This is a genomic window from Nocardia sp. NPDC046763 (genome assembly GCF_040645495.1).
Lineage (GTDB): Bacteria > Actinomycetota > Actinomycetes > Mycobacteriales > Mycobacteriaceae > Nocardia.
Genome location: NZ_JBEYYI010000018.1, coordinates 69160 through 95513, shown reverse-complemented (window position 1 = coordinate 95513; position 26354 = coordinate 69160). Strand labels below are relative to the sequence as shown.

Sequence of the window (26354 nt, the reverse complement as noted above, 5' to 3'; positions counted from 1 at the left end):
TTCTCATTCTCTGTGCGCGTACTGCGGGCACCGCGATTCCGGTGCGGGATCGACATGTTCGCACTGCGGCGCCCCACTGGCGCCTGCCGCACCTGCGGGATCATCACTGCCGGGTGAAGTGCTCGCCGGAGCCGAGAAGACGGCGGTCGCCGTGGGAAAGGCCGTCGCCAAGGCGGGCATGGCGGCCGTGACGGGCACCGAGCACGCGGCTCGGCCGCTGCTCGCGCGGTTCAGCAGTGTTCTCGGCGGACTGATCGTGCTGGCCGTGCTCGCGTTCGTGGTGCTGCGATGGTTTCCCGGATTGCCGGGACTGCCGTCACTGGGCACGGCCGATCCGGCCGACTCGCTGCCCGCGACGCTGCGGACGGCGGTCTCGTGCCCGGGCAGTGCCTCGGTCAACGCCGATCAGTGCGTGATTCCCGCTCGCGCCTCGTTGCTGGCGGGCGGACTCAGCGGTGGTCGCGATCTGACCCTGAGCATTCGAGTGGTCGAGCAGGACAAACTCGGTGACGATATTCGCCGGTGGCGTGCGGCCGGGCCGTCGATCCGTTCCGACAGTGCGGTGTTCGCCGCGATCGGCCCACGCTTCGTTGTCTGGTACGCCGACCTTCGTAGTGGTTTGCGTATCGAGACGGCGGCTTTCAACGATCAGTCGTCCGCCCGGACCTTCCTGCAACGGGCCGGGCTGTCCGGATGACGCGGGCCGACATCACAAGCCGGTTCTGATTCGGCGTGGTCGCCCAGACCGCGCCAGTTTGCTACATTGGATAATGTGCCGCTATTTAACGGTACGTTAAATAGGTGACTGTGGCTGTGGGATACGGCCCAGATCCCGGGAAGGTTCGGGCGATGGCGACAACCACGCTTCAGACGATTACATTGCAACGACTCCGCGAGGATCCCAAGGCCTTCGAGGCCGTCTACTACCGCTGGACCCAGCCCGGGGCGACGACGCCGGCGGTCAGTACGCGAGCGAGCCGGATCTTCGAGTGCCACCTGGAGCTGGCGACTCTGCGCCGACCGGGCGCGGCGACCCTGCGGGTCTACCGGCCCGAGGACCCCACCGGGCTGGGACCGGCCATCCAGATCGTCAACGACGATATGCCACACCTGGTCGAATCGGTGTCGTCCATGCTGCGGCGGGTCGGTGTCGTGGTGACCGATATCGTCCACCCGATCATCGACGCGCTTCGAGACAACCGGGGAGTGTTACGCGCCATCGCTCCCTCGCGCAGCGCCGAGCCGAGCCCCGGTGACCATACCGTCGCCGAATCATGGATCCACATACAACTGGCGGAATCCGTTGGCGCCGACCAACTCCGCCACATCGAGCAGGCGCTCCCGCAGTTGCTGGCCACGCTCCGCAGCATCGCCGGCGATACCCCGGCGATGACGACCACACTGCTCGCCGTTGCCGCCGCCCTCGGCCGCGGCGCCGGAGCGGACTCCGAATCCGTGGACAATGCCAATCTGCTGAACTGGCTCGCCGACGGTCGCTTCACGCTGCTCGGATACGGCTATCACGCCATCGATTCCGATCGTGCACTCGAAGCCGGGAGCTCCGACACGGTCGCGACGACGGAGCTGCGGCCGACCGCGGGCCTGGGAATCCTGCACCAACGCCTCGACAACGAGATCGACATTCCGCTGTCCGGTCCCCGCCGGCCGGTGCTGCGCCTGTCCAACATCTCCTTGGATCCACTGCTGCCGGGCGCGGCGGATGGTTACGTCGTCACAGTGTCCGATTTCGGAGATACCGTGCGGGGCGAACACATCTTCATCGGGTCCTTCACCGTCACGGGCCAGCACGAGAACATCCTCGACATCCCCGTCATCTCCCGACGCATACGTCAGGTGATCGAGTGGGCCGGATTCGGAGCGAACTCCTTCTCCGGCCAGGCCATGCTCCAGACACTTCAGACGCTGCCGCGGGCCGAACTGTTCTGTGCGGACACCCGCCGACTGTTCGAAACCGTCTCAGCGATCATGGATCTCGGTCCGCGTCGACAGGTACGGCTGTTCCTGCGGCCGGACGCGCGCAGCACGGCACTCTACTGCCTGGTCTACCTCCCGCGCGACCGCTACTCCACCGATGTCCGACTCCGCATGCGCGACATCCTCCGCGACGAGTTCGACGCCGAACAGATCGATTACTCCGCGCGCGCCAGCGAATCCGAACTCGCTGTCGTCTACTTCACGGTCCACCGCCGCGCGGACGCCGCGCCGGTCGACACGTCCGCGGCCAATCTCGAACGGGTCCAGGACCTGCTGTTCGCCACGACCCGGACCTGGGCCGACCTGCTGATCACCCAGGCCGCTGTCACCCGCGCCGTTCCGGGCGAACTGGCCAGGGACTACGCGGCCGCGTTCCCTGCCACCTACCAGCAGGAATTCACGCCGGCGCGAGCGCTGGCCGATCTGTGGCGGCTCAATCGCCTCGACGACGGCACGATCGACACCGACCTGCACCGGGAGGTCGACGCCCCGGACGGCGAGTGGCGATTCACTCTCTATGTCCATGGCGCGGGGATTTCGCTGAGCCGGATTCTGCCGATACTGCACAGCGTCGGTGCGGAGGTCGTCGACGAACGCCCCTACCCGCTGACGCTGCCCGACGGCACCCACCGATGGATCTACGACTTCGGATTGCGCATCCCCTCCACACCGGCGAAGGCATCGAGGTCGGAGGACACCCAGGCTCGGACACTCTTCGCGCAAGCCGTCGAGGCAATGTGGTTCGGCCGCGCGGAAATCGACTCACTCAACGAACTCGTCCTGAGCGCCGGACTGAACTGGCGCGAGATCTCGGTCCTGCGCGCCTATGCGAAATACCTACAGCAAGCGGGATTCTCGTACTCCTTCGCAAGTATCAGCAAGGTCCTCCTGAGCCAACCGGCCACCGCCTCCGCGTTCATGGAGTTCTTCACCGCCCGTTGCGAGCCCACCGATATCGCCATCGAGGACGCCCGCACGCTCGACGAGCGGCTCCTCGCCGACATCGAATCGGTGGTCGGTCTCGACACCGACCGCATCCTGCGCGCGATCCATGGGCTGATCCGTGCGACCCTGCGCACCAACTACTTCCGAGTCGACGAGACGGGCGGTCCGCGTGAGGCCCTGTCGTTCAAGTTCGACCCTCGCGCGATCGCCGAATTGCCCAAGCCCAGACCGCAATTCGAGATCTGGGTGTACTCGCCGCGGGTGGAGGGCGTGCACCTGCGCTTCGGGCCGGTCGCCCGCGGTGGGCTGCGCTGGTCGGATCGCCTGGAGGATTTCCGCACCGAGATCCTGGGCCTGGCGAAGGCACAGGCGGTGAAGAACGCGGTCATCGTGCCGGTCGGCGCGAAGGGCGGTTTCGTGGTCAAGAATCCTCCCGCGGCTACCGCCGACCCGGTCGTCGACCGCCAGGCCTTGCAGGCCGAAGGAATCGCCTGCTACCGCATCTTCATCTCCGGTCTGCTCGACATCACCGACAACATCGATCGGATCACAGGTGAGGTCATCCCACCGCCGCACGTCCACCGCCGCGACGGCGATGACACCTATCTGGTGGTGGCGGCGGACAAGGGTACGGCGACGTTCTCCGATATCGCCAATGATGTTGCCCAGTCTTATGGCTTCTGGCTCGGTGACGCGTTCGCCTCGGGTGGTTCGGTGGGTTACGACCACAAGGCGATGGGTATCACCGCCAAGGGTGCGTGGGAGTCGGTGAAGCGGCATTTCGCCGAGATGGACATCGATACCCAGACCGAGGATTTCACGGTGGTCGGTGTCGGTGACATGTCCGGTGACGTGTTCGGCAACGGCATGCTGCTCTCACGTCACATCCGGCTGGTCGCGGCGTTCGATCACCGCCATATTTTCCTGGACCCGAATCCCGATGCGGCGACGTCGTTCGCCGAGCGTGAGCGTATGTTCGCGTTGCCGCGTTCGTCGTGGGCCGATTACGACCGGTCGTTGATCAGCGAGGGCGGCGGTGTCTATGACCGGACCGTCAAGTCCGTCCCGATCAGCGATCAGGTGCGCGAGGCGCTCGGCCTGGCTCCCGAGGTCACGGTGCTGTCGCCGCCGGAGTTGATCCGGGCGATCCTGAAGTCTCCGGTGCAGTTGTTGTGGAACGGCGGGATCGGTACCTATATCAAGGCGTCGGCCGAGACCAATGCCGATGTGGGTGACAAGTCCAACGATGTGGTGCGGGTGAACGCGAACGAGTTGCGGCTGCGGGTGATCGGTGAGGGCGGCAACCTGGGTGTGACCGCGTTGGGCCGCATCGAGTTCTGCCGGTACGGCGGCAAGATGAACACCGACGCCCTGGACAACTCCGCGGGCGTGGACTGCTCCGACCACGAGGTCAACATCAAGGTCCTGCTCGACAGAGTGGTCGCCGAAGGAAGTCTGTCGATCTCGGATCGCAATGCAGTCCTGGCCTCGATGACCGACGAGGTCGCCGAACACGTCTTGCGTGACAACGTCTCCCAGAACTTCCGCCTCGGCCTTTCCCGCGCACATGCCCCGGCCATGGCGGCCGTCCATCGTCGTCTGATAGCCGATCTCGAGGACCGGCACGGCCTCGACCGCGACATCGAGGCGCTGCCCTCGGACGCGGAAATGGCCCGAAGGATCGCTGCGGGAACCGGGCTGACATCGGCCGAGTTGGCGAATCTTCTTGCCCACGTCAAACTTTCACTCAAGCAAGAACTTCTTGCCGGGCAGCTGCCCGATAACCCTGCCTTCGCGGCGGTGTTGCCGAACTACTTTCCCGCGCCGCTACGCGAACGATTCGGCAGCGCGATGCGCCACCACCCGCTGCGTCACGAGATCGTCGCCACGACGGTCGTCAACCGCGTCGTCGACTACGGTGGCACCACATTCGTGTTCCGCCTCGTCGAGGAGATGGGCGTGACCGTGGACGACGCTGTGCGCGCGTTCACGGCGGTGACCGAGATCTTCGATCTCCACCAACTGTGGCTGCGCATCCGGACCACTCCGATGCCCACCGCAGTCCGCGACGAACTCGAACTGGAGACCAAACGAACCCTCGACCGTGCGTGTCGATGGCTGCTGACGAATCGTCCACAGCCCATCGCAATCGGCACCGATATCGCCCGCTACCGGCACGGCGTACGAGCGATGAGCACATTGGTGCCCGAGTGGCGGCGGGGGGTCATCAGCGACGAGCTGCTCGCTCGTGCCGGTGCTGCCATCGACCGTGGCGGCCCGCGCGATCTGGTCGAGGAGGTCTATCTGCTGATCTACCGATTCCCACTGCTCGATATCGTCGATATCGCCGAGGTAGCCGAACGCGAACAGCGTGAAGTTATCGCCCTGTACTACCACCTCGAGCGACAATTCGATTTTCAACGCCTCCTCGATGCGGTCGTCCGCCTCGAGCGCAGCGACCGCTGGCACACACTCGCACGGCTCGCGGTCCGAGACGATCTCTACGATTCGCTGAAATCGCTCACACTCGACGTGCTGCGAGTGACCGCGCCCGCTGACACGGTCGCGGAGAAGATTCTGTTCTGGGAATCGCTCAACAGCTCACGACTTGCCCGCGCCCGAGTGGCCCTGGACGAGATATTCGCCGCCGGGACAATGGATCTGGCTACTCTCTCGGTCGCTGCACGACAGGTGCGCAGCCTGGCTGGTGGCGTCGAACCGACCGCCGTGGTCTGAGCGATGGGGCCGGGCTTCGAGCCCGGCCCCATCGTGAAGCGTGTCCTCGACCAGCCACCACGAAAACCACTGCCACCCTTCAGGTGGCGGGGGCCCCGCAGCGACCGCAGAAGTTCGCGTGTTCGGAGAGTTCCGCCGAACATTGGCCGCACCGCCGAACCTGCTGGAGGTCCAGGCCGCAGTGCGTACAGAACCGAGCAGTCGGGGAATGGGATGTGCCGCAGGCCGCACAGGCCGATTCGACGGCCGCGGCGATCGGCGCCCGTGCGGTCGGTGGCGCCGTGTGCTGGTGCAGCGCGTTCATTCCCAGCGCCGCACCCAGAAACCCCGTGTCCCCGACGCCGCGCGCCAATCCCTGGCCGGCCCCCAGCGCGAGCTCGCCGGCGGCGTACCGCTGGAAGTCCCCGGCCAGCCGCACGTAGGTGGTGTCCTTCGCCAGGCGCTTGAGCCGTTCCGCGTCCTCGGGAGCAACGGTGATGTCGAAGTTGCCCAGCCGGGGAACCCGGAGCCCGTACTCGTAGAGCTGCAGATTCGCCGGTCGCAGTACCGCCTCCTCGATGTCGCCCAGATGCGCGGACAGGCCGAGGATGGGCCAATCGCCTCGCGATACCCCCTGCGTCACTGCGATTTTCATCACCTTCAGCAGTTGTTCGGCACACCAGGCCGGGGTTGCCGCCGGGTCGGTCGGAGTCGCACTGCCGGTCACCGCCGTGATCAACTGAGCGGGATCCCGCACCGACAGCGCGAATTCGCCGAACGATCGCAGCGTCAGCACCTGCGCGCTGACCGGATCCAGGACATCCGACAGCCGCCCTCCGAACTTGACCCGGGGAAACTCCTTGGTGGAAACGAAGTACAGCTCCGCCCGGTAGTAATTGCCTCCGGTCAAGGTGTCGATCAGCGCGCCGAGAACGGGCAGTTCCTCGGCGTCGATGCGGTGCCGTCCGGGACCGAGGGTGGCGAGAACACGGCCGGTTCGCACGAACACGGCGACCTCGTCGGCATTGATGATGACGCGCGAGAAGCGGCGGATATTGACATCCGGCCACTTGAAGACCAACTGGTTCTTACTTTGTTCGGGCACCGCGATGAACTCGCGCTCGAACCATGCCATCCGGCTACTCCATCAGTATCTGACTCATTAAGCGTATCGATAGTTGGCGGCTCACTCAATCAGGGGTGTTCACGGGTGGAGATCCCCTGTTGGCTGTCGGATCGCCGGACCGATCAACGGACAAACACCTATTGATCGTGCCGTTGTATAACGGTACATTGACACGGGTATGGCACGCGTCACGTGAAAGGTCTTCCGTCATGACAACCGTTCGACCTCCCGATGCGCCCGCGGAGGCCTTAGCCGCAGAGGACGCCGGCTACCACAAAGCCCTTCGCCCCCGCCAACTGCAGATGATCGCCATCGGCGGCGCGATCGGCACCGGATTGTTCCTCGGCGCGGGCGGACGTCTGGCCAGCGCCGGTCCGGGGTTGTTCCTCGTATACGGGATCTGCGGCGTCTTCGTGTTCTTCGTCCTACGAGCACTGGGCGAGCTGGTCCTGCATCGCCCGTCGTCCGGCTCGTTCGTCTCCTATGCGCGCGAGTTCTACGGGGAGAAGCTGGCTTTCGTGGTCGGCTGGATGTACTTCTTCCATTGGTGCATGGTCGGCATCGTCGACATCACCGCGGTCGCCACCTACATCCACTACTGGAACGCCTTTCAGGCGGTACCGCAGTGGCTGATCGCGCTCATCGCACTCGCCTTGGTGGTCAGCATCAATCTCATCTCGGTGAAGTGGTTCGGCGAACTGGAATTCTGGGCCGCGCTCATCAAGGTCGTGGCGCTGGTCCTGTTCCTGGTCGTCGGCAGCATCATCCTGGTCGGGCGTTTCACGGTCGGTGGGCACCACACCGGACCCAGCGTGATCACCACCCACGGCGGACTCTTCCCGACCGGGCTCGCGCCACTGGTCTTGGTCACGACCGGTGTCGTATTCGCCTATGCCGCAGTGGAACTGGTCGGTACGGCGGCCGGTGAGACGGAAAACCCCGAGAAGATCATGCCGCGGGCCATCAACTCGGTCATCGCCCGAATCGCCCTCTTCTATGTGGGTTCGCTCGTGCTGCTGGCGCTGTTGCTGCCCTACACCGCGTACAAGGCAGGTGTCAGCCCGTTCGTCACGTTCTTCTCCACACTCGGAGTGCCCGCGGCGGGTTCGGTGATGAACCTGGTCGTGCTCACCGCCGCCTTCTCGAGTCTCAACGCCGGTCTGTATTCCACGGGCCGCGTGCTGCGATCGATGTCGATGAACGGCAGCGCACCGAAGGTGGCCGCGCGGATGTCGAGCACCGGTGTCCCGTACGTGGGAATCCTCGCCACCGGCGCCATCGCGCTGCTCGGTGTCGGTCTCAACGCGGTCGTACCCGATCAGGCCTTCGAGATCGTGCTGAACATGGCGGCCATGGGCACCGTGACCGCATGGTCGGCCATCGTGCTCTGCCAGTTGCGGCTGTACTACTGGTGGCGCGATGGTCGCACCGACCGACCGTCGTTCCGGTTGATGGGTGCGCCCTACACCAGCTACGCGACGCTGTTGTTCCTGGCCGTCGTGGTCGTCTTGATGGCCAGCAGCAAGGACCACGTGCAGCGCTACGCGGTGGTGGCCATGCTGTTGGTCATGGCGCCGGCGTTCGTGGTGGGCTGGTTCGCGGTTCGCGGCCGAGTTCTCCGCCTCGCCGCCGAGCGCCAGGGATTCACCGGTCAGTATCCCGTGGTGGTCGAGCTGCCGCCTCGGCTGCAGGATTCCGCGGACTCCGGCGACGGCAGCGCCTTCGCGTATCCCGTCGTCTCGCGGCCCGGCCCGGGTCGGGAAGACGCGGCCGCGGAGGTCGGTGCGACGCTGGATCAATCGGCGGGGGAGTAGCAGGCCACAAGGTCCGCCCCGGTGCTGAACACCGGGGCGGACTCGATGCTGGGCGCCCTTCCCGCTGCAGGGAACACCCCGCTGCGCGGTCGTGCAGTGAATCCGAGAATGAGACCTCGATCGCACGGTGGGCACGAGAGGTTTCCATGCCGGACCAACCCAGCGCAGTCGGAGGTCCCCAGTCACACCCCTGGGCCAACCGGCGTATGCGCGGCACCGAGATACCCCGGCCGGTGCCGAATCCCTGGTCGACCCGACGATCGGTCGCGGTCACACCGGGGCAGCGATTCACCACATCGCTGCGCGCGGCACCCGCGGAAACCGAAGTCACCCGGCGACTCTCGCCCGACGAGCGAGCGAATCAGCAACCCGCGTCCGTGGACCTCATCGATATCGAAGACCCCGATGACGAGGACCTCGACTCCGATTCGCTGTCCGGGCGCAGCTCTCGATCGCGTCCCAGCGTCCGCCGTCTGGGCGGTGGCCTGGTGCAACTGCCCAGGGCCATGCTCGTCGATCCGCGCGAGGTGGTGCTCACCGATCCCGAAGTTCCCGAGGCCAAACGCTTCTGCTGGAACTGTGCGCGTCCGGTCGGCCGTCGTGAAGAAGGACGGCCCGGCGCCGTCACGGGGGTGTGCCCCCACTGCCGATCTCCGTTCAACTTCCGCCCCCACCTGCACACCGGGGATGTCGTTGCCGACCAATACGAGGTACAGGGCTGTCTGGCGCACGGCGGGCTCGGCTGGATATACCTGGCCATCGACCGCAACGTCAGCGACCGCTGGGTGGTTTTGAAGGGCTTGCAGAACCCGCTCGACTTCGAGGCGCACATCGTCGAGGTCGCCGAACGCCAATTCCTTTCCGAGATGGCGCATCCGGGCATCGTCAAGATCTACAACTTCGTCAAGCACGCGAACGCCGATGAATCGCCCCACGGCTACATCGTGATGGAATACGTCGGCGGCCGTTCCCTGAAGACGATGGTCGAGCAACACGAACCCGCCGTGCTGCCGGTCGCCGAGGCCATCGCCTATGTCATGGAAGTCCTTCCGGCGCTGGACTACCTGCATTCATTCGGTCTTGCCTACAACGACCTCAAACCCGACAACATCATGGTCACCGGCGAGGAGGTCAAACTCATCGACCTCGGCGCGGTCGCGGCCATGGACTCCTACGGCAGCATCTACGGCACGCCGGGGTACATGGCGCCCGAGTTCACCGAAACCGGACCCACGATCGCCGCCGATATCCACGCGGTCGGCCGCACACTGGCCGCGCTCGTTCTCGATCTACGCCGAGACGACACGGACGGATTCCCGCCCGGCATCCCCGATCCGGCCGAACAGCCGGTGCTGCGCCGCTATCCCGCGTTGCGGCGGCTGCTGCAGCGGGCCACCGACCCCGACCCCGAACGCCGATTTCCCTCCGCCTACGCCATGTACTGCCAGCTCGCCGGCGTGCTCCGCATGGTGCTGGCCACCGACACCGGAACCGAGCATCCCCAGGCTTCGGTCGAATTCAGCGCCATGCGTGGCGATTTCGGCATCGACACCTTCGTGGCCAAGACCGATGGCATGGTCACCGGTCTGCACCACACCGCCGAGCTCGACCCGCAGGCCATCGCCGCCGCGCTGCCCATTCCGCTCATCGACACTGACGATCCCGCCGCGCCACTGCTGTCGACCCTGCTGCACAGCGAAGCCCGCCACGCACTCGACGCCCTGTATCGCACGCACAGTCGAATCGTCGCGGGGACGATCCCGGCGCCGGCGTCGTATGAGCTCGAAGGCGCCCTCACCGCCGTCCGCGCGCACCTCGACCTCGGCCAGACGGTGCCGGCGTGCGAGCTCTTGGCCGAACTACGTCCGCGATATCGCAAGGACTGGCGGATCGAGTGGTACATAGGAATCGCGGCTTTGCTCGACCACTATCCGGACCGGGCGCATCGCCACTTTGACGCGGTCCATGCCATGCTCCCGGGTGAGATCGCCCCCGCGCTGGCATTGGCGGCCTCGGCGGAGCTGGCTTCGGAGGAACCCGGCGGCGATCGGGACCGCTGGCAGACCGTCGCGCTCGACAACTTCCACGCTGTGTGGCAGGTCAATCACGGCGCTATCAGCGCCGCGGTCGGCCTCGCTCGGGGCTTGGTCGCCGCGGGTGACGTGCTCACCGCGGTCGAGATTCTCGACCAGGTACCTACCTCATCGCGCCACTTCGCACTGACCAGGCTCACCGGGAGCCTGCTGCTCGTCTCACGGCCACCCGCCCATATCACCCAGGACGAACTCGCCACGGCCGCGGCGCGACTGGACGAGCTCACCGAGGAACCCCGCGCCCCACAAGTGCGAGTGCTGGTGGTCGGCGCCGCCTTGGAGTGCTTGCGCAAGGGATACCACCGGCAGCGGGCCGACCTCGAGATCCTCGGCTATCCGTTCCTCGAGAAGCCGCTCCGGCAGGGACTCGAGGCCTGCCTGCGCGCCGTGGCGCGTTTGGCCCCGGAACGTTTACATCGCTACCGATTGATCGATCTGGCCAACCTGGTCAGGCCCAGAACGCTGTGGTAGTCCCGGTTCACCGGTTGCGCAGGCCGAGTGTCATGACCGCGGGTATGGCCAACAGGAGCAACAACCACCACCAGTTACCGAAGACGAATTGGCACACGCCGGCCGACACCACGATCGCACCGACCCGAACCACCGTCCGGGGCAGTGCACCATCGGTCAGGTACGAACCCTCAGCGGAGGCGGGTGCCGCCGGAAGATCCGCGAATGTCTCGGCCAGTTGCCGGACGGTGATCGCCCGCCACACCCGGGAGCTGCGTTCCTCCAGCTCTTCGACCGACAGCCGGCCCAGAGCGAAGTGCTGTGCCAGCTCGTCGAGTGCACGGTCACGTTCGGAGGAACTCACCCGGGTGTGCGATGAGTCGTTCATCGGCCAAGAATAGGTCAGGGCACGAGGAGAAAAGTCTGTCGAATCACCAAGGGAGGGAAGAATTTCCGGGTCGGTGACCAGCGCTGACGTCCACGTGGCCCACCGGGTGTTGCTCGAATCGAGATCAAGATCCATCGGCACGATAATCGACGTCACAACGGTGCGTGGGACCTCGCGCGAATGATGTGGTTTCCTTGTCTCATGGCAGCAGCGGCCGAATACACCATCGACGAACTCGCGCAGGCCGCCGGGACGACCGTGCGCAGTGTGCGCGTCTATCACGAGCGAGGTGTGCTGCCCCCGCCCCAGCTGCGCGGACGAACCGGCTACTACGGCGACGAACACCTGAACCGGGTCCGCACGATCAGCCGGCTCCTCGACCGCGGCATCAAGCTCAACGGGATCAAAGAACTGCTTGCCGCCTGGGATCGCGGCGACGACCTGGGGGCCGTGCTCGGTGTGGTCGAGCCCGAGCCCGCGGCGGTCGACGAGCTCGAAGACTCCACCATCTCCGCGACCGAACTGCAGGCGCGGTTCGGCGACGTCCCGAACGGGCTCGCGCGTGTTGTTGCCATCGGCGTGTTCGAGCCGGTCAACGCCACGACCTATCGTGTGGCCGATCCGGCGCTGGCCACGCTGTTCGATTGTTCCGCCGCCCTGGGTGTGCCCTGCGCGGAGGGACTTCGCGAACTGGAACGATTGAAGGCCGACTGCGACCGGATCGCCCGCCGTCTGGTTGACCTGCTGCATCGCCATGCGTGGGAGTCCTACGCGACGTCCAATCGCGGCTCGGACGAGTTGGCGCAACTCGCCGCGCAGGTGGCAGCGATTCGGCGGGTGCCGGGCAAGGCCACGGGTGATCTGGTGAACCGCCTCATCGAGCGCGAGATCGAGCAGGACAGCGAAATCTCCGAGGTATTGCACAAGGCTTGATCCCGCGGGTTATTCCCACCGGTGGATACGCACCGTCGTAATGTGCCGTTGTTTATCGGTACATTCACTACGTCAGTCAACGTGTCAACATTCCAGCCAGTACCAGCGCGGAACACACGTGGCGAAACGGAGACGTCGATGTTCACGAACGCGAAACGCAATCAGAGTCACCACCCCAACCCGGTCTCCCGGCTACGAGCCCGGCTCGCCGCAGCGACCGCCGTTCTCCTCGGCGCCTTCGGGATCGCCGCAGCCACCACCCCGGCCTCCGCGGACATGCCGGGGGCACACTGCCTATGGGCCGGTGCCAGTTACGGCCAGGGGGCATCCGTCTATGCGGGTGGCCTCGCATTCACCTGTCAGACAGACACTTTCGGCGCACCGAGGTGGATCATGCGATCGGCGCAAGGGCATGCGAGCACCGTGGTGAGCCCCGGGTCCATTCGAAATCCGGCCGGGCAGTTCAGCCCCGGCGCCCGTCAACCGGGCACGGACTACAACGACTACTGTTCGGGCAGTCAGCTCATCGACGGCTCCGAAGACCTCTTCGAGGTCGTTTCCACCGGCGGCTTCCTCATGTGGCGTTCGGTTGGCCCGGTCTCGCAGTGGGCATTCGACGCCGAATCCACTCGTCCCGCGCCCACCTGGCGCTCGGCCAGTCTATGCATCGATGGCGTTCTCAGCTGACGGTCATCCCTTGATTCCCATGATTGGGAATACGGTTCATTCGCCGGTCGAATTTCTTGGCAGACTCCCTGATCACCTCCGCCGGAAACATATTCTGATCTCCGTAACGAACCGAAAGGAAATCCCATACATGGTACGCAAGCTGGTCGTCAACTTCATCGATGATCTCGACGGCGAGTCCGAGGCGGCAGAGACCATATCATTCGGGCTCGACGGAGTGTCCTACGAACTCGATCTTTCCGCCCCGAACGCCAATGATTTGCGTATTGCGCTTTCTCGATGGACTACACACGCCCGCAAGGTCGGACATTCCCCGCGCAGCAGGAGCACCAGACCCAAACCGGCGGACACTCGCCAGAATTCGGTCATCCGCCAATGGGCTCGCGACAACGGCTACGACGTACAGAACCGCGGCCGAATCCTCTCGGAGATAATCACCGCCTACCGCGCACAGCACGAGCAATTCTGACGAGGGTGTGTGGTACCCGCCTGAGGTCCGAGCGCCCATAGCACGGGAGTTCCCTACCTTCCCATGAGCGGGAGTGCGCCGATCGCGGTGCGGCCCATACTGGGATACATCAGCGTCAGCGCACACCGGAGCTGACCAGAGATCAAGGAGGAGGCCCTCATGAGTCGCAGTACCTTGTCGTTGTCCGAATTGTCGACGATGGAACTCACCGAACTGCTCGACTCGGCCACACCGGCCCTGCGATCGGCCCTGCAGCGCGGAATCGACGGCGGCAGCGATACCGGTATCCACGCATTCAATTCATTCATCGACGCGTAGAAGTATTTGTTGGCAGGATGTACAGCGAGCGCGAAACGTAGCCGATGGCCGCGTTTCGCGCTCGCCCATATCCGGGCCTCTTTTGACCGCGCTAGAGTGCGACGGAACGTGAGCAATGACAACCCCATTCACTCTTGATTACAAGCAAAACGCACCAATTCTGAATCCTGCCATCAAAAAAACTCGGGAATTCTTCGAGAAGGTGCTGCCGGTAGTCGGCGATGGTAACGCCGTAGCACCAATGGCGAAGAGTTTGGATGCGACCCCCGCCGTCATGCCAGGTTCCGGTGAACTTCAAACCAAATACTCGCTGAGTGCGGCACAGGCTGACAAGCTCGAAACCGACCTGAGTTCGCTCAACGCGAGCGTTGCCGATGTCACGGCGAAATCGGCCACCGTCGCGAACAACCTCAAAATGCAGACTTCGGGATATCTCAACGACGTCAAGGATGCTCTGGCCACTGTGCCCGACGAGAACCCGTCGATTTGGGATCAAGTCCGTGTGCACGCGACTCTCGAGGGTATCGTGGCGAAGGCTCAAAACGATTTCGATCAAGCCTATGATCAGCTCCAGGCGAATTCTGACGCCGTTCACAATGAAACACCCGCCACGGACGGACCTACGCCCTTCATTCCGAGCGGCTACAATTCCCCATCCTATTCCGGCAATGCTGACAATCGGTACGTACCGTATGCACCTGCCAATCCGGCGGGATCGGGCACATATAGGGATGCGGCATACGACAACTCGGGGCGCAAGGGCAGACACCGCGCCCTGAGTGAAGCGGAATTGACGATAGAGATCGGCAAGGCGCTCGACTATCTGGGGATTACGGATCCCGTCGCCCGTGAGAATTGGACAAAAGGTTATTTAACGCTCATATCCCGAGAATCTGACGGGGACCCCGACAGCGTGAACGACTACGACAGCAACGCTAGGGCCGGGACTCCTTCGCAAGGTCTTACTCAAACGATTCCGAGCGTCTTCTTGGCGTACGGGCCAAAGGGGGCAACGCTCGCCGATATCAAAGATCCGGTGGCCAACATAATCGCGAGCATGAACTATGTAATGCACGACCCCGGCCACGCGTACTACGTCAAAATGGATGGGTCCAACCTGGCCGAAAGGGTTCAGCAAGCGGATCCAAACCGACGATCGAAAGGCTACTGACGCCGGGAGGCAACCAACAAACCCGCCTTCTTGTGACTTGACGAAAAATGGCTGGGCTCATTCCGGGCCTCGGATGCACTCGGTGGAGGGATTACTGCCGGAGGCGGACCCTACTCGGGCTGCAAGCCGAGTTCGGTCGCGGCTAGTCTGTCGCGGCCTGCCAGCGGGCAGTTGCGCGGCGGAGCGAGCGCGGATCGGAATACCCGACGCGGCGTGCACGCTCGACCGCGGTCAGTTGTCGAGCCTGGTCGGCGGCTTCGCGACGGGCTCGGGCGAGTTCTTGCCGCCACGAGGTGCCTTCGTCCTCCAATCGTCGTTGCAAGGTGCGTCGGCCTGTCATGAGTCGGCGCGCGACGGCGTCGATCGAGATCTCTCCGCTGGGGAGCATCGAGGAGAGTTCGAATGGATTCGTGCCGACAGGGGAGGAGACCGAAACCCCAGCACGACTGGAAGAGTATGGTATTCGAGCACCTCAGCAGCACCTGGTTCGTCCGGCAGCGGAATCGGAGAGCCGACCGCCACTGTGAGCCGTACGGGTAGTGGCAACGATTCGAGCGCCATTGGATGGGACTCGAGTGATGTTGCGGGTGCGGGGACGCTCGCGCTTCCTCTCGTCGGGAAGCGACAGGGTCCAGTGCGTGGGACCCTGCAGATCACCGAAGCCACCTACTACCGCTGGCGCAACCAGTACCGGCCAGCAGCAGAGTGATGAGCTGGTCGCGCAGCTCCTGATCGGACAGCGGTGCGTCCGACGAGTTGTCGCCCGCGGTGCTGCCGATCGGCTAGCGCCCTTGGGGTTTTCACTCGACGGCACCGGTGTGGCGCCCCTCCTGCTACTGCTTTGTAGGGCGTGCTTCGGCTCGCTGCGCGAGCACCAACGCTTCTCGCGTGACAGCGGTGTACCGGTGGTCTGCACCGAAGACTCGGACGCGGTCTGCCAGGGCGCGGGTGAGGGTGGTGATCGCGGCGTCGCGATGACCGGCCGCGTGGTAGGCGCGGCCGAGGAGGTGTCTGGTCGACAGAGCGCCCGGGTGGTCCGGGCCGAGTACCCGTTCTCGGTCGTCCACTGTGCGTGCGGCCAGGGCGATCGCCTCGTCGTGGTGCCCGGCGGCGACGAGGGCGAACGCCAGGTTGTGGGAGGAGGCGAGTGTGTCGGGGTGTTCTGGACCCAGGATGTGGCCGCGTCCGGCAAGTGCAAGTTTGTGTTGTTCGATCGAGTCGGTGTAGCGGCCCAGTGCGCTGTAGGCGGCGCCCAGGTTGTCCCGGGTGAGCAGTGTCATCGGATCGTGCGGGCCGACAACGCGCTTGCGGACAGCGAGGATTCGTTCGTAGGCGTCGGCGCAGCGGTCGTGTTGTTTGAGCTGTCCGTAGATCGCGGCCAGATTGTGCAGGGTCAGCAGGGTATCGGGGTGGTCCGATCCCAGGGTGTCCATGCGGATGGTGAGGACGCGTTCGTGCAAGTCGATCGCTTCCGGAATGCGATCGGTCTTGTGGTAGGCGTGGGCGAGGTTGTTGCAGACGACGAGGGTGTCGTTGTGGCGCGGGCCGTAGTTCCGCTCGTGGTGTGCGAGTAGGTGTTCGCACTGGTCGGCGGCCTTGTCGAACTGCTCGAATCTGGCGGCGTAGAGGTGGGACAGGATACGGCGTACCGGAATGGTGTCGTCATGACCGGGGCCGCGTAGCCGCTCGTGAGCGGCCAGGACCTGTTCGAACAGCGGCAACGCGTGCTCCGGATTACCGGAATGCCATGAACTCCAGGCGAGTTGAAACCTCGCTTCGATAGTGTCGTCGTGGTCGGGGCCCAATTCTCGCTCGCAGACGACCAGATCGTAGGCAAGCAGCGGAATCTCCGAGGCGTAGCGATTGGTGCCCCGATACAGGGCGGCCAATCCCTTTCTGGCATGGACTGTCTCGGGGTGATCCTTACCGTGGACGCGCTCGGCGGAGTCGAGAATGCGCTCCAGCAGCGGGATCGCCAGTTCGTCACGGCTGTTTTCCACGTAGTACGACATCAACCGGTAGCGAAGGTCGATGGCGACCGTATCGTCGAGGTCTATGATGCGCTCCCGATCCCGAAGTGCCTGTCCCAAAACGACAATCGCCTCCGACACCCGGTCGGGAATTCTGAGCAGCGCCAATGCCAGATGCTCACGTGCTTCCAGGGTCAGGCGACTGTCGATGCCTCGAACCCGCTCGTTGTCGGTCAGGCTGCGTTCGAGCAGCCCGACCGCATCATCGTGTCGGCCGCGCCGATGCATATCGACCGCGACCGCAGTGCACACATCGATCGTCTTCTCATCGTCAGCGGCATAGAGCGTTACGCAGTCGGCGATCAACCCCTCGAAGTCCGGCGCATCGACGTACTCCGCCGAGTCCAACAAGACCGCCAAGGCCCGAGGGTGACGTGAACCGAGCTCCTGCTGGACGGTGTGCAACGAATACTCGTGGAGCCGAACCGAATCGCCGTGCCAACCCGCGAGTTGATGTAGGAGATGATCGTGTTCGCCGGTGGAGATCGACATCTCGAAACTGTATCCGCCGCTGCGGAAGTCGTATTCCCACCAGAAGTTACCGCACTGGGCGGCAGCGCGGTGCGCGAACGCCGACGAGGATCACTCCGAGCGGTTCGGCCGACCGCTGCATTCTTGCGACACCTGGGCGCCCCGCCCCGACCATGAGCCGCCGACCACCACAACAACAGTGCCCCAACAGATTCCCCTGATCAGAGCGTTACAGAGCTAACGTGAGCAGCCTCGTCCGGGCTGCCGATCACCGCACCGATGCGCGGGGGACGGCCACCACGGGCGTCCAGGGCCAGCCAATACTCGCGCAACTGACCCGCGGATTCCGGCAGCGCCAGGAACGGCTCGTCGATCAGGTCGGCGAATGTGACCGTGTCGCTGGCCGCCAGCCGATGCTGTCGCGGAACTGCGACACAGCACGACCCAGCGGAAGCGGCGGTTGTCGGGCAGCGGCAGCCACACAAACGCCATGTCGGTCGGGCCGTCCGCCAAGCCTGCCGTCGGGTCGTGCCAGCCGACCTGGTGCAGCTCCACCTGGTCCGACGGGAACAGGGCGGTGAAGGTCGATGGTCGCCGGCGGCGGTGCGACTCCATGGATCCCCACCATCAGCAAACTCGGCGGTCTGCCCTCTGGGACTCTTGTATTTCACAGTCTGATGTAATGCTCGCTGTTCGTCCGTGGTCCACCTTTCCAGGAGTGGGGAGCTCCTAACCTGGATGTCATCCATGTTTGAAAGGGACTATCGATGTCGACAGCGATCAGGAGTGGACGTCGGACTGTCGATGATATGCCGTGGCAGGATCTTGGAGCCTGCAACGGCATGGATTCGGGCGTCTTCTTCCATCCCGAGGGGGAGAGGGGTCGCGCTCGAACAGCTCGAATTCGCCGGGCTAAACAAGTCTGTCGCACATGTCGCGTGCTCGATAACTGCCGGACTTACGCGCTGATAACTGAACAACCCTTTGGAATCTGGGGTGGAATGTCGGAGCGGGAACGGCAGGAGCTCCTCTGACGGGACCCCGTGATTCGGTCCGCCGTGTGTGAGAGCCGGTTGTCGGTGGATGCAGGTTGCAGCGTATCGGGCTGGAGTGCTGTAGCCCAGCGCGGAATGTCTTCGGCGGTGGTTGTATTCGTCCTTCCAGTCGCTGATCACGACCCGGGCGTGGGTCAGGGACCAGAAGCTGTTGATGTTGAGGCATTCGTCGCGCAGTCAGCCGTTGAACGATTCGATGTAGCCGTTGCGCCAGGGCTGACCGGGTGGGATGAACGCCAAACCGACCCGTTCCCCAGCGGCGTAACCAATCACGCAGCGCCGCATCAGGATCGGCTGCGGTCTGGGCGGCCGGTGAGCGGCGTTGGGTACTTCGGTGTTGCCCGGTGACCCGGCAGGCGAGGCGTTCGCTGAGGCCCAGCACGCGCCACGGCCGCCCGCCGGTGTTCCGGGTCTAGAAGTTTCCCTTGGCGGTCTCCTTCAGCGCGGCTGTGCGGCCTTGGCTGCAGCGCTCGCCTTCGGTTGGGCGGAAGTCGGTTTCGCTGCGCCCAACGGAAGCGTGGCGTTGACGCTCTACCGGGTACGTGCGTTCCCGGACGAGTTCGTCGGCCGAATCTTCGGTGTCTTCAAACTCATCACCCATGGCGGGACTGCCTCGGGCGCGCTCGTCGCGGGGATGGCGGTCAGCAACGACAAGTTGACATAACGATCATTATCGGCGGAAAGATGTTGGTGTGCAGAGTGATTCGAAAATCCTGCCTCAGTGCGATGGGCTCGATCGATCACTGTCGGCGCTCGCGCATAGAGCTCCATGTCGACTGCATCGACGCTCGGATGAGCAGGTGTCTGAACATGGCATGTTCGATCGGTCGCGTCCGCAACCGCGTTCTCCAAGGCTTGCCAATTTCGGTTATTCGTCACTGTGACGAAAATTAGCATGAGGGCAAGGATGCCGAGCTAATGGGCTCGTCCAACCAACATCGGCAAGCACGACCTCAAGAACCCGCTCGCCTGGCCCATATGGTCCGGCGGAGTGTCGGCCAGTATCGGTACCGTCCAGTGTTGTGGAACCTGGGGTACGAATCCAAGAACTTGCCGAACGTGTCACCGCGCTGCGGGCCGCCTACTACGAGGGCGCGCCGTTGGTCGCCGACGCCGACTACGACGCGCTCGAGGACGAGCTGCGCGGCCTGATCCAAGCCCATCCCGGGCTCACCCCGGATCCGAACCCGCTCGACCAGGTCGGCGCACCGGGTGTGCTGCATGCCCCGGTCCGGCACGCACGCCCGATGCTGTCTCTGGAGAAGGCCACCACGCCTGAGCAGGTCGCGGCGTTCTTCGCGCGCTTCCCCGGCCAATCGATGGTCGTGATGCCCAAACTCGACGGACTGTCGCTGTCGCTGGTGTACGAGAACGGCCGTCTGGCCCGCGCGGTCACCCGCGGCGACGGCACCACCGGCGATGATGTCACCCCTCTGGTGCGCGCCCTCGTCGACGGTGTCCCCGACCGCATCGGACCCTCCGGCCGGGTGGAGGTACGCGGCGAGGCAGTCATGCTGCGCTCCACCTTCGCTGCCTACAACGCCGCGCATCCGGACAAGCCGCTGATCAATCCGCGCAACGCCGCCGCAGGCACGCTGCGGGCCAAGGATCCGGCCACCGTGGCCGAGCGGCGGCTGCAGTTCTTCGGCTTCGACCTCGACTCCCCCGCTGGGGACACTGAGGTGGATCTGGAGGCCGGGCTGCAAGCGTTGGGCTTCACCGGTGCAGCCATGCAGCACTGCGCCGATGCCGACCAGGCCCAGGCTGCCATCGGCGAGATCGAACGCGGCCGCGGCGATCTCGACTACGACCTCGACGGTGCGGTGTTGCGCCTGGCCGACCGCGACGCCTACGCCGCCGCCGGCACCCGCTCCAACTCCCCCCGCGGCGCGCTGGCGTTCAAATTCGCCGCCGAGGAGAAGACCACCCTGCTGCGCGAGGTCATCTGGGACGTCGGCAAGACCGGCAAGATCGTACCGGTGGCCTGGCTCGAGCCGGTGTTCGTCGGGGGCACCACCGTCACCAAAGCTACTCTGGCCAACCAGGAAGTCATCCGCGCCCGCGACATCAAGGTCGGTGACACCGTGCTGGTTCGCCGCGCGGGCGACGTCATCCCGTTCGTGGCGGGCGTGCTCGACGCGGCCGCGCGCACCGGCGCCGAACTCGACATCGTCGCCCCCACGATCTGCCCCTCGTGCAAGCAGCCGGTGACCGAACAAGGCAACAGTCGAGAGTTGTTCTGCACCAACATCTCCTGCCCCGCACAGACGGTGCGGCGGCTCATCCACTGGGCCTCACGCGCCGCCGCCGACATCGACGCCATCGGGCAGAAATGGATCGAACGCCTCGCCGAGGCGGGCATGCTGGAGAACCCGTCGGACTTCTACGCCCTCACCAAAGAGCAACTGCTCGAATTCGATGGCGTCGGTGAGGTTTCCGCCACCCGCATGATCGAATCCATCGACAACAGCCGCCCCGTCGGCCTGCGCCGCGCCCTCATCGGCCTGGCGATCCCCATGGCCTCCGACGGCACCGCCGCCCGCCTGGCCCGGTCCGGATTCGCGTCGCTGGAAGAGGTCGCCGACGCAGGTGAAGAACGGCTGGTCGAGGTCGAGGACATCGGGCCGAAGGTCGCTGCCTCCCTGGACACGCACCTTGCCCGGCTGCGTCCAGAGCTCGAGCGACTGCGCGCACACGGTGTCTCTCTCGACGTGCGCGAGGAGGACCTGCCCCCGGTCGTCGCCGCTGGCGCTCCCCTGGCCGGCAAGACCGTCGTGATCACCGGCGCGATCAGCGACCCGCGCTCCGGGGAGAAGGTCGCCCGCCCGACCTTCCAGCGCCTGTGTGAAAAAGCCGGGGCCACAGTCGCTTCCTCGGTCTCGGCCAACACCGACATGCTCATCACCGGCGCGGGTGTCGGCGACAGCAAACTCACCAAGGCCGAGAAACTCGGCGTGGAGGTGGTCGATCAGGCCGACATCTGGAAACTGCTGATCGACGCCAACGTCGCCTAGGCTCTCACCGTCGCCCGAGCGGCCACCTCGGCAACCTCTCTCGTACCGCCGGAGCCCTATATGCCGCCCACCCCACAGTCGTTGTCCGAGAGCGACATCCAGCACCTCGTCGCGGAACTCGAACACGGCCGCCAGCCCGCCGTCTGGTTCACCAGTACTGCGGTTTCGATCGAAATCGGCTGCGCGGCCTTGCCTGCCGGGCATGCGTCAACGGTAGGAACGCTGGTGGCTCGATCCCACCGTTCAGCAGCGCCCGAGGCGAATCATTGCAGTTCAGGGGTGTGAGAGGGAATTCCGGACCGGAATTCCATGGATGGGACAGCGCCCACCGAGGACTGTTATCCGGACGTCTTGTGCGGCACGCCGACAGTCAGCCCGCCGTCGATGACATGTTCGGCACCCGTGGTGTAACTGGATTCGTCGCTCGCCAGGTAGACGATGAGGTTCGCGACTTCGTCGGAGTTGGCGGCACGTCCGAGCGGGATCTGCAGGAAGTCCTCGGGGATGCCCTGTGTCATCGGTGTTCGCACCATGCCGGGGTGTACCGAGTTCACCCGAATGTTGTGCGGGGCCAGTTCAAGTGCGGCTGATTTGGTCAGGCCTCGCACGGCGAACTTGGTGGCGGTATAGCCGTGCAGTCCAGGGCTTCCTCGCAGGCCTTCCACCGAGGAGATATTGATGATCGAGCCGCCGCCGGCGTCCATCATCGCCTTGGCCGACGCTTGAATGCCGAGGAAAGTGCCGGTCAGGTTGATGTCGACGATCCGTCGCCAGGCCGCGAGTTCGTAGTCGATGATGGTGTTGCCGTTGACGATTCCGGCATTGTTCACGAGGACCGTCAGCGAACCGAACTCCTCGACGGCCGCGCCTACAGCCTGCTTCCAGCTGCTGGGGTCGGTCACATCGAGGTGCGCGAAGTGGGCCGCCGAACCCAGTTCGCCTGCCAGCGCCTTCCCTTCGGCTTCCAGTAGATCGGCGATCACCACACTAGCGCCGTGCTCGACCAGCGCACGGGCGTGTGCCGCGCCCATTCCGCGCGCGCCACCGCTGATGAGAGCAACTTTGCCGGTTACTCGCTTGTTCATGCTCGGACCTCCGGGTGAGTGGTGATGATCAGGCGGCGGCTCGGCTGCCGCTGGGACGTCTGCTGGGCGCAATTCGGACGCACGGAAACCGCGTCATAGGTCTCGGTCGGCAACCACCGCTCTGCGGTGAGCGATCGAACACGGGTGTCCGCCGAGAGTTTCTCGGTCATGGGAGCAGTTAACCATGCTTTCAATCACTGATTGAATCATTGTTTGAATCAATAGCTCGGGCACGACCTGGCTCCGACCTCGCCGCCGTCAGTGCACGCCAGCACCCCGCGCACGGGGGCCACACCGCGTACCGGGGATGGGAAACGGTGTCGCCCTCGCCGTCTCGGCACCGATGAGAACACCAGGTGGTAGCCACGGTCTCCGAATACCCGGGGGTGGGAATGGAGAGGCCGCCGCGCGGCCCGATTCGGTCACCACCGCGTGGCTGCGATCCAGGGGGCGTGATTGTGCTGTCTTACTTCTGAATGCGACCTTCGGCACAGTCGGGGGGTGTGCGTGACGGGCTTCACTCGGGCAAGCTGCGAAGGTTCGCGCTATCGGATTCGAGGACTTGATTCATGAGCAACGCCGTTGATCTGCAGGCACTGGCCGCGCAGGTGGCCGGGAAGTTGACCGGGCCGGGTGGGCCGTTCGAGATGGCGGTCGAGCCGGTGCTGGGTGTGCCGTTGCCGGTGTTCAAACATCGCCGCGGTTCGCTGCTGGAGTTGTTGGACGCTTCCCGGGAGCTGGGTGATCTCGAGTATCTGGTGTCGCCGCGGACCCGCTACAGCTTCGCTGAGCATCACGCGGCCGCGGGTGCGTTGGCTGCTGCGCTTGCCGAGCGGTACGGCGTGGGTAAAGGTGATCGTGTCGGCATCCTGGCCGCCAATGCCCCGGAGTGGGTGCTGACGTTCTGGGCCGCGCAGCGGTTGGGTGCGATCCCGGTCGGCTACAACGCGTGGTGGGTGCCGCGCGAGATCGCCTACGGCTTAGAGCATTCCGCCCCGAAGGTAGTGATCGCCGATGCCAAACGGGCCGCGCTGGCCGCTGAGACCGGTACCGAGATCCCGGTGCTCACGATGGAGACCGATCTGCCGGTGTTGATTGCAGAGTTCGCTGGCGGCAACCCGAGTGTGGAAGTGGCCGAGGATGATCCGGCGATCATCCTCTACACCTCGGGCACGACCGGCCGCCCGAAGGGTGTGGTTCACACCCAGCAGAACATGGTGGCCGTGGCCGACTATCACCGGTTCATGGACGCTCTCGCGGCCGGTTTCGGTGGCCGGGCCTGGGATGGTTCCCCGGCGGGTCGCCGTTATCTGGCGACGATGCCGTTGTTCCACATCGCGAGCCTGCACAACCTGTCGGTCCCGCGTTTGGCCACTGGTGACGCGGTGGTGTTCCCGACCTCGGGTGAGTTCGATGCGGCGTCGCTGCTGAAGCTGGTCGAGACGGAGAAGGTCACCCACTGGGCGGCGGTGCCGACGTTGGCGAGTCGTATTCTGGGCGTGGACATCTCGCAGTACGATCTGTCGTCGCTGACGGCGTTCTCGCTCAACTCCGCGCCGTCGTCCCCGGCGCTGGTGCAGCGGCTGCGTGAACGGTTCCCCGTCGCGTTGCAGGGTTTGACCACCAGCTACGGGTGCACCGAGTCCGGTACCGCCGCGACGGTGGCGACTCCGCCGGAGCTGGCTGCCGACAACGAGACCGTGGGTCGTGCGGTGGTCGGTGTCTCGGTCGAGGTGCGTGATCCCGATGGCAAGCCGGTGCGCGATGGCGAGGAGGGCGAGATCTGTATCCGCAGCCCGTACGTCATGCTCGGCTATTGGAACAACGAGGAAGCCACCAAGGCCGTCATCGACGAGAACCGGTGGCTGCGTACCGGTGATTACGGCATCCTGCGCCAGGGCAAGCTCTACATCTCCGGTCGCCGTTCGGATCTCATCCTGCGGGGTGGGGAGAACGTGTACCCGCAGGAGATCGAGAACGTCCTCGACGAACACCCGCTGGTGCGGGAATCGGCCGTGATCGGTATTCCGCACGAGGATCTGGGTCAGCAGGTCGCCGCGATCGTGGTGGTCGATGACCCGGAGTCGTTGTCGGAGGACGAGCTTCGCGATCACGTGGCTAAGCAGTTGGCCTACTTCAAGGTGCCCGTGCGCTGGCTGGTCACCGCGGATCCGTTGCCGCGCAATGCCACCGGCAAGGTGCTGCGCCGCGACCTCTCCCTGGGAAAGTGAATTCCTGTGCACGACACCATCATCAAGAACGGACGCTGATGTACCGGTCTCGGTGGGCCAGGGACCAAACTCGGCCGTAGTCACCTGAGTCCTACCGAGGAGCCGGCCATCGGAGTGCACTCACGTCCCGTTGGATCGTCCGGGATGCTGTGCCCGAGAGCATATTCGAGCTGGTTGATGTCATTGTGGTCGGCGGGTGGGGCGAGGTTCTCAGACGCTGGCGGGACATTGACTCGCAGCCAACTCACGTAGTCCTCGAACAGCTCGATTGCGTGCACTCGGGATGCGTTTCCCCCATATCGTGGAGGCCGGACCATAGAGGAAAGGCCAGATGGCAGAGAAGAGACGCAAGTACGATGCGGAGTTCCGTGAGGGAGCGGTCAGGATCGTGCGCGAGACCGGGCGGCCGGTCGCGCAGGTCGCCCGCGAGTTGGGGGTCAACGAGGGCACGCTGACCACGTGGGTGGCCCAGGGTCGGCAGCAGCGCGACAGCGCTGCCGGTGACCGGCTCAGCGAGTCCGAACGCGAGGAGTTGCTGCGGCTGCGGCGGGAGAACACCGAGCTGGCGATGGAGCGTGATGTGCTCAAGCGATCAGTGGTCGGGTGGGTGAAGGAGGCGACCAAGTGAGCGTGGCCGGGTTCATCGCCTCCCAGAGGACCGAACATGGTGTGCCGCATGCCGTTTCGTGCCGCGCTCTCGAGGTCAGCGAGTCGTGGTTCTACAAGTGGAACGACCGTGAGCCCACCGAGCGCCAACAACGCCGCGAAGATATGACCGCCGCGATCGGCAAAGAGTTCGCCGACTCCGTGCCACCTACGGCAGCCCGCGAATCGGCCTCGAATTGCGAGAGAAGGGCGGGCGGGTCTCCGACAACACCATCGCGGCACGGATGGCCGAGAACGGCTGGGTGGCAAGGAAAATCAAGCGCAGGCACTCGACTACACGTCAAGGGAAACGGGCAGCGGCACCGGATTTGGTGCGCCGCCAGTTCACCGCCGTCGCCCAGGATGTGCTGTGGGTTGGTGATGTCACCGAGATCGTCACCGACGAGGGGAAGCTATATCTGGCCGCAGTGGAAGACCGGTTCTCCGGTCGGTTGCTCGGCTACGCCACCAGTGCCCACCATGATCCGAACTGGCTTGTGCCGCACTGAAAATGGCCGTCACAACACGAGGCGGGTTCGACGTGATCGACGGGGTGATCTTCCACTCCGACCGCGGCAGCGAAGCTGGATTCAACTGGTCGTTGCAACACCTTGATTTTGGAGGTGTGTGTTGGTGTATGGGAAGCGACAGTTGGAGGTTCGGGCCTATCGGGGGCAGATTCCGTCGCCGGGAAGGCCGACGGCGGCGTGGCGTGAGGA

20 protein-coding genes and 2 pseudogenes are annotated in these 26354 nt (G+C 64.7%); 15 read left to right on the top strand and 7 right to left on the bottom strand.

What is annotated here, in order from left to right; genetic code table 11:
* Window positions 1-118: 118 nt before the first annotated feature.
* Window positions 119-697, top strand: coding sequence for a hypothetical protein (locus ABZ909_RS27165; RefSeq protein ID WP_357004639.1), 579 nt, complete (start codon window positions 119-121; stop codon window positions 695-697).
* Between the two features lie 152 nt (window positions 698-849).
* Entirely contained in the window at window positions 850-5676 is a 4827-nt protein-coding gene (locus ABZ909_RS27160) for an NAD-glutamate dehydrogenase (protein ID WP_357004637.1), read from the top strand.
* Between the two features lie 79 nt (window positions 5677-5755).
* Here ABZ909_RS27160 and ABZ909_RS27155 read toward each other — a convergent pair whose 3' ends face one another.
* Complete coding sequence (locus ABZ909_RS27155) at window positions 5756-6790, bottom strand: SPFH domain-containing protein (protein ID WP_357004635.1); 1035 nt, start codon at window positions 6788-6790, stop codon at window positions 5756-5758.
* Window positions 6791-6990: 200 nt separating this feature from the next.
* Here ABZ909_RS27155 and ABZ909_RS27150 point away from each other — a divergent pair, with 200 nt between their 5' ends.
* Both ABZ909_RS27150 and ABZ909_RS27145 read left to right on the top strand, forming a co-directional pair.
* Window positions 6991-8595: an amino acid permease gene (locus tag ABZ909_RS27150; protein WP_357004633.1), complete on the top strand. Its 1605-nt coding sequence runs from the start codon at window positions 6991-6993 to the stop codon at window positions 8593-8595.
* Window positions 8596-8828: 233 nt separating this feature from the next.
* Window positions 8829-11159 carry a tetratricopeptide repeat protein gene (locus tag ABZ909_RS27145; protein ID WP_357004630.1) on the top strand — a complete coding sequence of 777 codons (2331 nt, stop codon included), beginning with the start codon at window positions 8829-8831 and terminating at the stop codon, window positions 11157-11159.
* Between the two features lie 7 nt (window positions 11160-11166).
* Here ABZ909_RS27145 and ABZ909_RS27140 read toward each other — a convergent pair whose 3' ends face one another.
* Window positions 11167-11526 carry a DUF1707 domain-containing protein gene (locus ABZ909_RS27140; RefSeq protein ID WP_357004627.1) on the bottom strand — a complete coding sequence of 120 codons (360 nt, stop codon included), beginning with the start codon at window positions 11524-11526 and terminating at the stop codon, window positions 11167-11169.
* A 201-nt stretch (window positions 11527-11727) separates the two neighbouring features.
* Between ABZ909_RS27140 and ABZ909_RS27135 the strand changes: the two genes are divergently transcribed.
* The 5 genes from ABZ909_RS27135 to ABZ909_RS27115 all read left to right on the top strand — a co-directional run bounded on the left by ABZ909_RS27135 (window position 11728) and on the right by ABZ909_RS27115 (window position 15104).
* Window positions 11728-12459, top strand: a complete 732-nt coding sequence (locus ABZ909_RS27135; RefSeq protein ID WP_357004624.1) for a MerR family transcriptional regulator — start codon at window positions 11728-11730, stop codon at window positions 12457-12459.
* Between the two features lie 138 nt (window positions 12460-12597).
* The gene (locus tag ABZ909_RS27130) at window positions 12598-13146 is read left to right on the top strand and encodes a hypothetical protein (RefSeq protein WP_357004622.1); all 549 of its coding nucleotides are present in this window, start codon (window positions 12598-12600) and stop codon (window positions 13144-13146) included.
* A 130-nt stretch (window positions 13147-13276) separates the two neighbouring features.
* Complete coding sequence (locus tag ABZ909_RS27125; protein ID WP_357004619.1) at window positions 13277-13615, top strand: Lsr2 family protein; 339 nt, start codon at window positions 13277-13279, stop codon at window positions 13613-13615.
* A gap of 159 nt (window positions 13616-13774) precedes the next feature.
* Window positions 13775-13933, top strand: a complete 159-nt coding sequence (locus ABZ909_RS27120; protein ID WP_357004616.1) for a hypothetical protein — start codon at window positions 13775-13777, stop codon at window positions 13931-13933.
* A 115-nt stretch (window positions 13934-14048) separates the two neighbouring features.
* Window positions 14049-15104: a hypothetical protein gene (locus ABZ909_RS27115; protein ID WP_357004613.1), complete on the top strand. Its 1056-nt coding sequence runs from the start codon at window positions 14049-14051 to the stop codon at window positions 15102-15104.
* Between the two features lie 833 nt (window positions 15105-15937).
* On the opposite strand, the gene ABZ909_RS27110 is transcribed toward ABZ909_RS27115, so the two are convergent.
* Window positions 15938-17626, bottom strand: a complete 1689-nt coding sequence (locus ABZ909_RS27110; RefSeq protein ID WP_357004610.1) for a tetratricopeptide repeat protein — start codon at window positions 17624-17626, stop codon at window positions 15938-15940.
* 200 nt (window positions 17627-17826) lie between these two features.
* Window positions 17827-18354 carry a LysR substrate-binding domain-containing protein gene (locus ABZ909_RS27105; RefSeq protein ID WP_357004607.1) on the bottom strand — a complete coding sequence of 176 codons (528 nt, stop codon included), beginning with the start codon at window positions 18352-18354 and terminating at the stop codon, window positions 17827-17829.
* An 18-nt stretch (window positions 18355-18372) separates the two neighbouring features.
* Here ABZ909_RS27105 and ABZ909_RS27100 point away from each other — a divergent pair, with 18 nt between their 5' ends.
* A complete protein-coding gene (locus tag ABZ909_RS27100; protein WP_357004778.1) occupies window positions 18373-18639 on the top strand; it encodes a WhiB family transcriptional regulator in 267 nt (88 codons plus the stop codon).
* Window positions 18640-18693: 54 nt separating this feature from the next.
* On the opposite strand, the pseudogene ABZ909_RS27095 reads toward ABZ909_RS27100, so the two are convergent.
* Window positions 18694-18940: pseudogene (locus ABZ909_RS27095) on the bottom strand (transposase); the annotation flags it as partial.
* Window positions 18941-19117: 177 nt separating this feature from the next.
* On the opposite strand from ABZ909_RS27095, the gene ABZ909_RS27090 reads away from it, so the two are divergent.
* A complete protein-coding gene (locus ABZ909_RS27090) occupies window positions 19118-19324 on the top strand; it encodes a hypothetical protein (protein WP_357004604.1) in 207 nt (68 codons plus the stop codon).
* Between the two features lie 358 nt (window positions 19325-19682).
* Window positions 19683-21674 carry an NAD-dependent DNA ligase LigA gene (gene ligA, locus ABZ909_RS27085; protein WP_357004601.1) on the top strand — a complete coding sequence of 664 codons (1992 nt, stop codon included), beginning with the start codon at window positions 19683-19685 and terminating at the stop codon, window positions 21672-21674.
* 338 nt (window positions 21675-22012) lie between these two features.
* Here the strand turns inward: ligA and ABZ909_RS27080 are convergent, their stop codons facing one another.
* Window positions 22013-22759: a glucose 1-dehydrogenase gene (locus tag ABZ909_RS27080; protein WP_357004598.1), complete on the bottom strand. Its 747-nt coding sequence runs from the start codon at window positions 22757-22759 to the stop codon at window positions 22013-22015.
* On the bottom strand, window positions 22756-22929 hold the full coding sequence (locus tag ABZ909_RS27075) for a hypothetical protein (RefSeq protein WP_357004595.1): 174 nt from the start codon (window positions 22927-22929) through the stop codon (window positions 22756-22758). Before ABZ909_RS27075 ends, ABZ909_RS27080 begins: the two co-directional genes overlap by 4 nt.
* Window positions 22930-23328: 399 nt before the next feature.
* Between ABZ909_RS27075 and ABZ909_RS27070 the strand changes: the two genes are divergently transcribed.
* The 3 genes and pseudogenes from ABZ909_RS27070 to ABZ909_RS27060 form a co-directional block, all read left to right on the top strand.
* On the top strand, window positions 23329-24990 hold the full coding sequence (locus ABZ909_RS27070; RefSeq protein WP_357004592.1) for a class I adenylate-forming enzyme family protein: 1662 nt from the start codon (window positions 23329-23331) through the stop codon (window positions 24988-24990).
* Window positions 24991-25321: 331 nt separating this feature from the next.
* The gene (locus ABZ909_RS27065) at window positions 25322-25618 is read left to right on the top strand and encodes a transposase (protein ID WP_357004589.1); all 297 of its coding nucleotides are present in this window, start codon (window positions 25322-25324) and stop codon (window positions 25616-25618) included.
* Between the two features lie 190 nt (window positions 25619-25808).
* Window positions 25809-26144 (top strand): annotated as a pseudogene (locus tag ABZ909_RS27060) (IS3 family transposase); the annotation flags it as partial.
* Window positions 26145-26354 lie beyond the last annotated feature (210 nt).

Coding starts and splice junctions, on each gene's coding strand:
- ABZ909_RS27125 (WP_357004619.1), top strand. CDS start 13,277: ATGGTACGCAAGCTGGTCGTCAACTTCATCGATGATCTCGACGGCGAG.
- ABZ909_RS27115 (WP_357004613.1), top strand. CDS start 14,049: ATGACAACCCCATTCACTCTTGATTACAAGCAAAACGCACCAATTCTG.
- ABZ909_RS27140 (WP_357004627.1), bottom strand. CDS start 11,526: ATGAACGACTCATCGCACACCCGGGTGAGTTCCTCCGAACGTGACCGT.
- ABZ909_RS27070 (WP_357004592.1), top strand. CDS start 23,329: ATGAGCAACGCCGTTGATCTGCAGGCACTGGCCGCGCAGGTGGCCGGG.
- ABZ909_RS27130 (WP_357004622.1), top strand. CDS start 12,598: ATGTTCACGAACGCGAAACGCAATCAGAGTCACCACCCCAACCCGGTC.
- ABZ909_RS27105 (WP_357004607.1), bottom strand. CDS start 18,354: ATGGATGACATCCAGGTTAGGAGCTCCCCACTCCTGGAAAGGTGGACC.
- ABZ909_RS27110 (WP_357004610.1), bottom strand. CDS start 17,626: ATGTCGATCTCCACCGGCGAACACGATCATCTCCTACATCAACTCGCG.
- ABZ909_RS27150 (WP_357004633.1), top strand. CDS start 6,991: ATGACAACCGTTCGACCTCCCGATGCGCCCGCGGAGGCCTTAGCCGCA.
- ABZ909_RS27075 (WP_357004595.1), bottom strand. CDS start 22,929: ATGACCGAGAAACTCTCGGCGGACACCCGTGTTCGATCGCTCACCGCA.
- ABZ909_RS27080 (WP_357004598.1), bottom strand. CDS start 22,759: ATGAACAAGCGAGTAACCGGCAAAGTTGCTCTCATCAGCGGTGGCGCG.
- ABZ909_RS27135 (WP_357004624.1), top strand. CDS start 11,728: ATGGCAGCAGCGGCCGAATACACCATCGACGAACTCGCGCAGGCCGCC.
- ABZ909_RS27160 (WP_357004637.1), top strand. CDS start 850: ATGGCGACAACCACGCTTCAGACGATTACATTGCAACGACTCCGCGAG.
- ABZ909_RS27120 (WP_357004616.1), top strand. CDS start 13,775: ATGAGTCGCAGTACCTTGTCGTTGTCCGAATTGTCGACGATGGAACTC.
- ABZ909_RS27155 (WP_357004635.1), bottom strand. CDS start 6,790: ATGGCATGGTTCGAGCGCGAGTTCATCGCGGTGCCCGAACAAAGTAAG.
- ABZ909_RS27100 (WP_357004778.1), top strand. CDS start 18,373: ATGTCGACAGCGATCAGGAGTGGACGTCGGACTGTCGATGATATGCCG.
- ABZ909_RS27065 (WP_357004589.1), top strand. CDS start 25,322: ATGGCAGAGAAGAGACGCAAGTACGATGCGGAGTTCCGTGAGGGAGCG.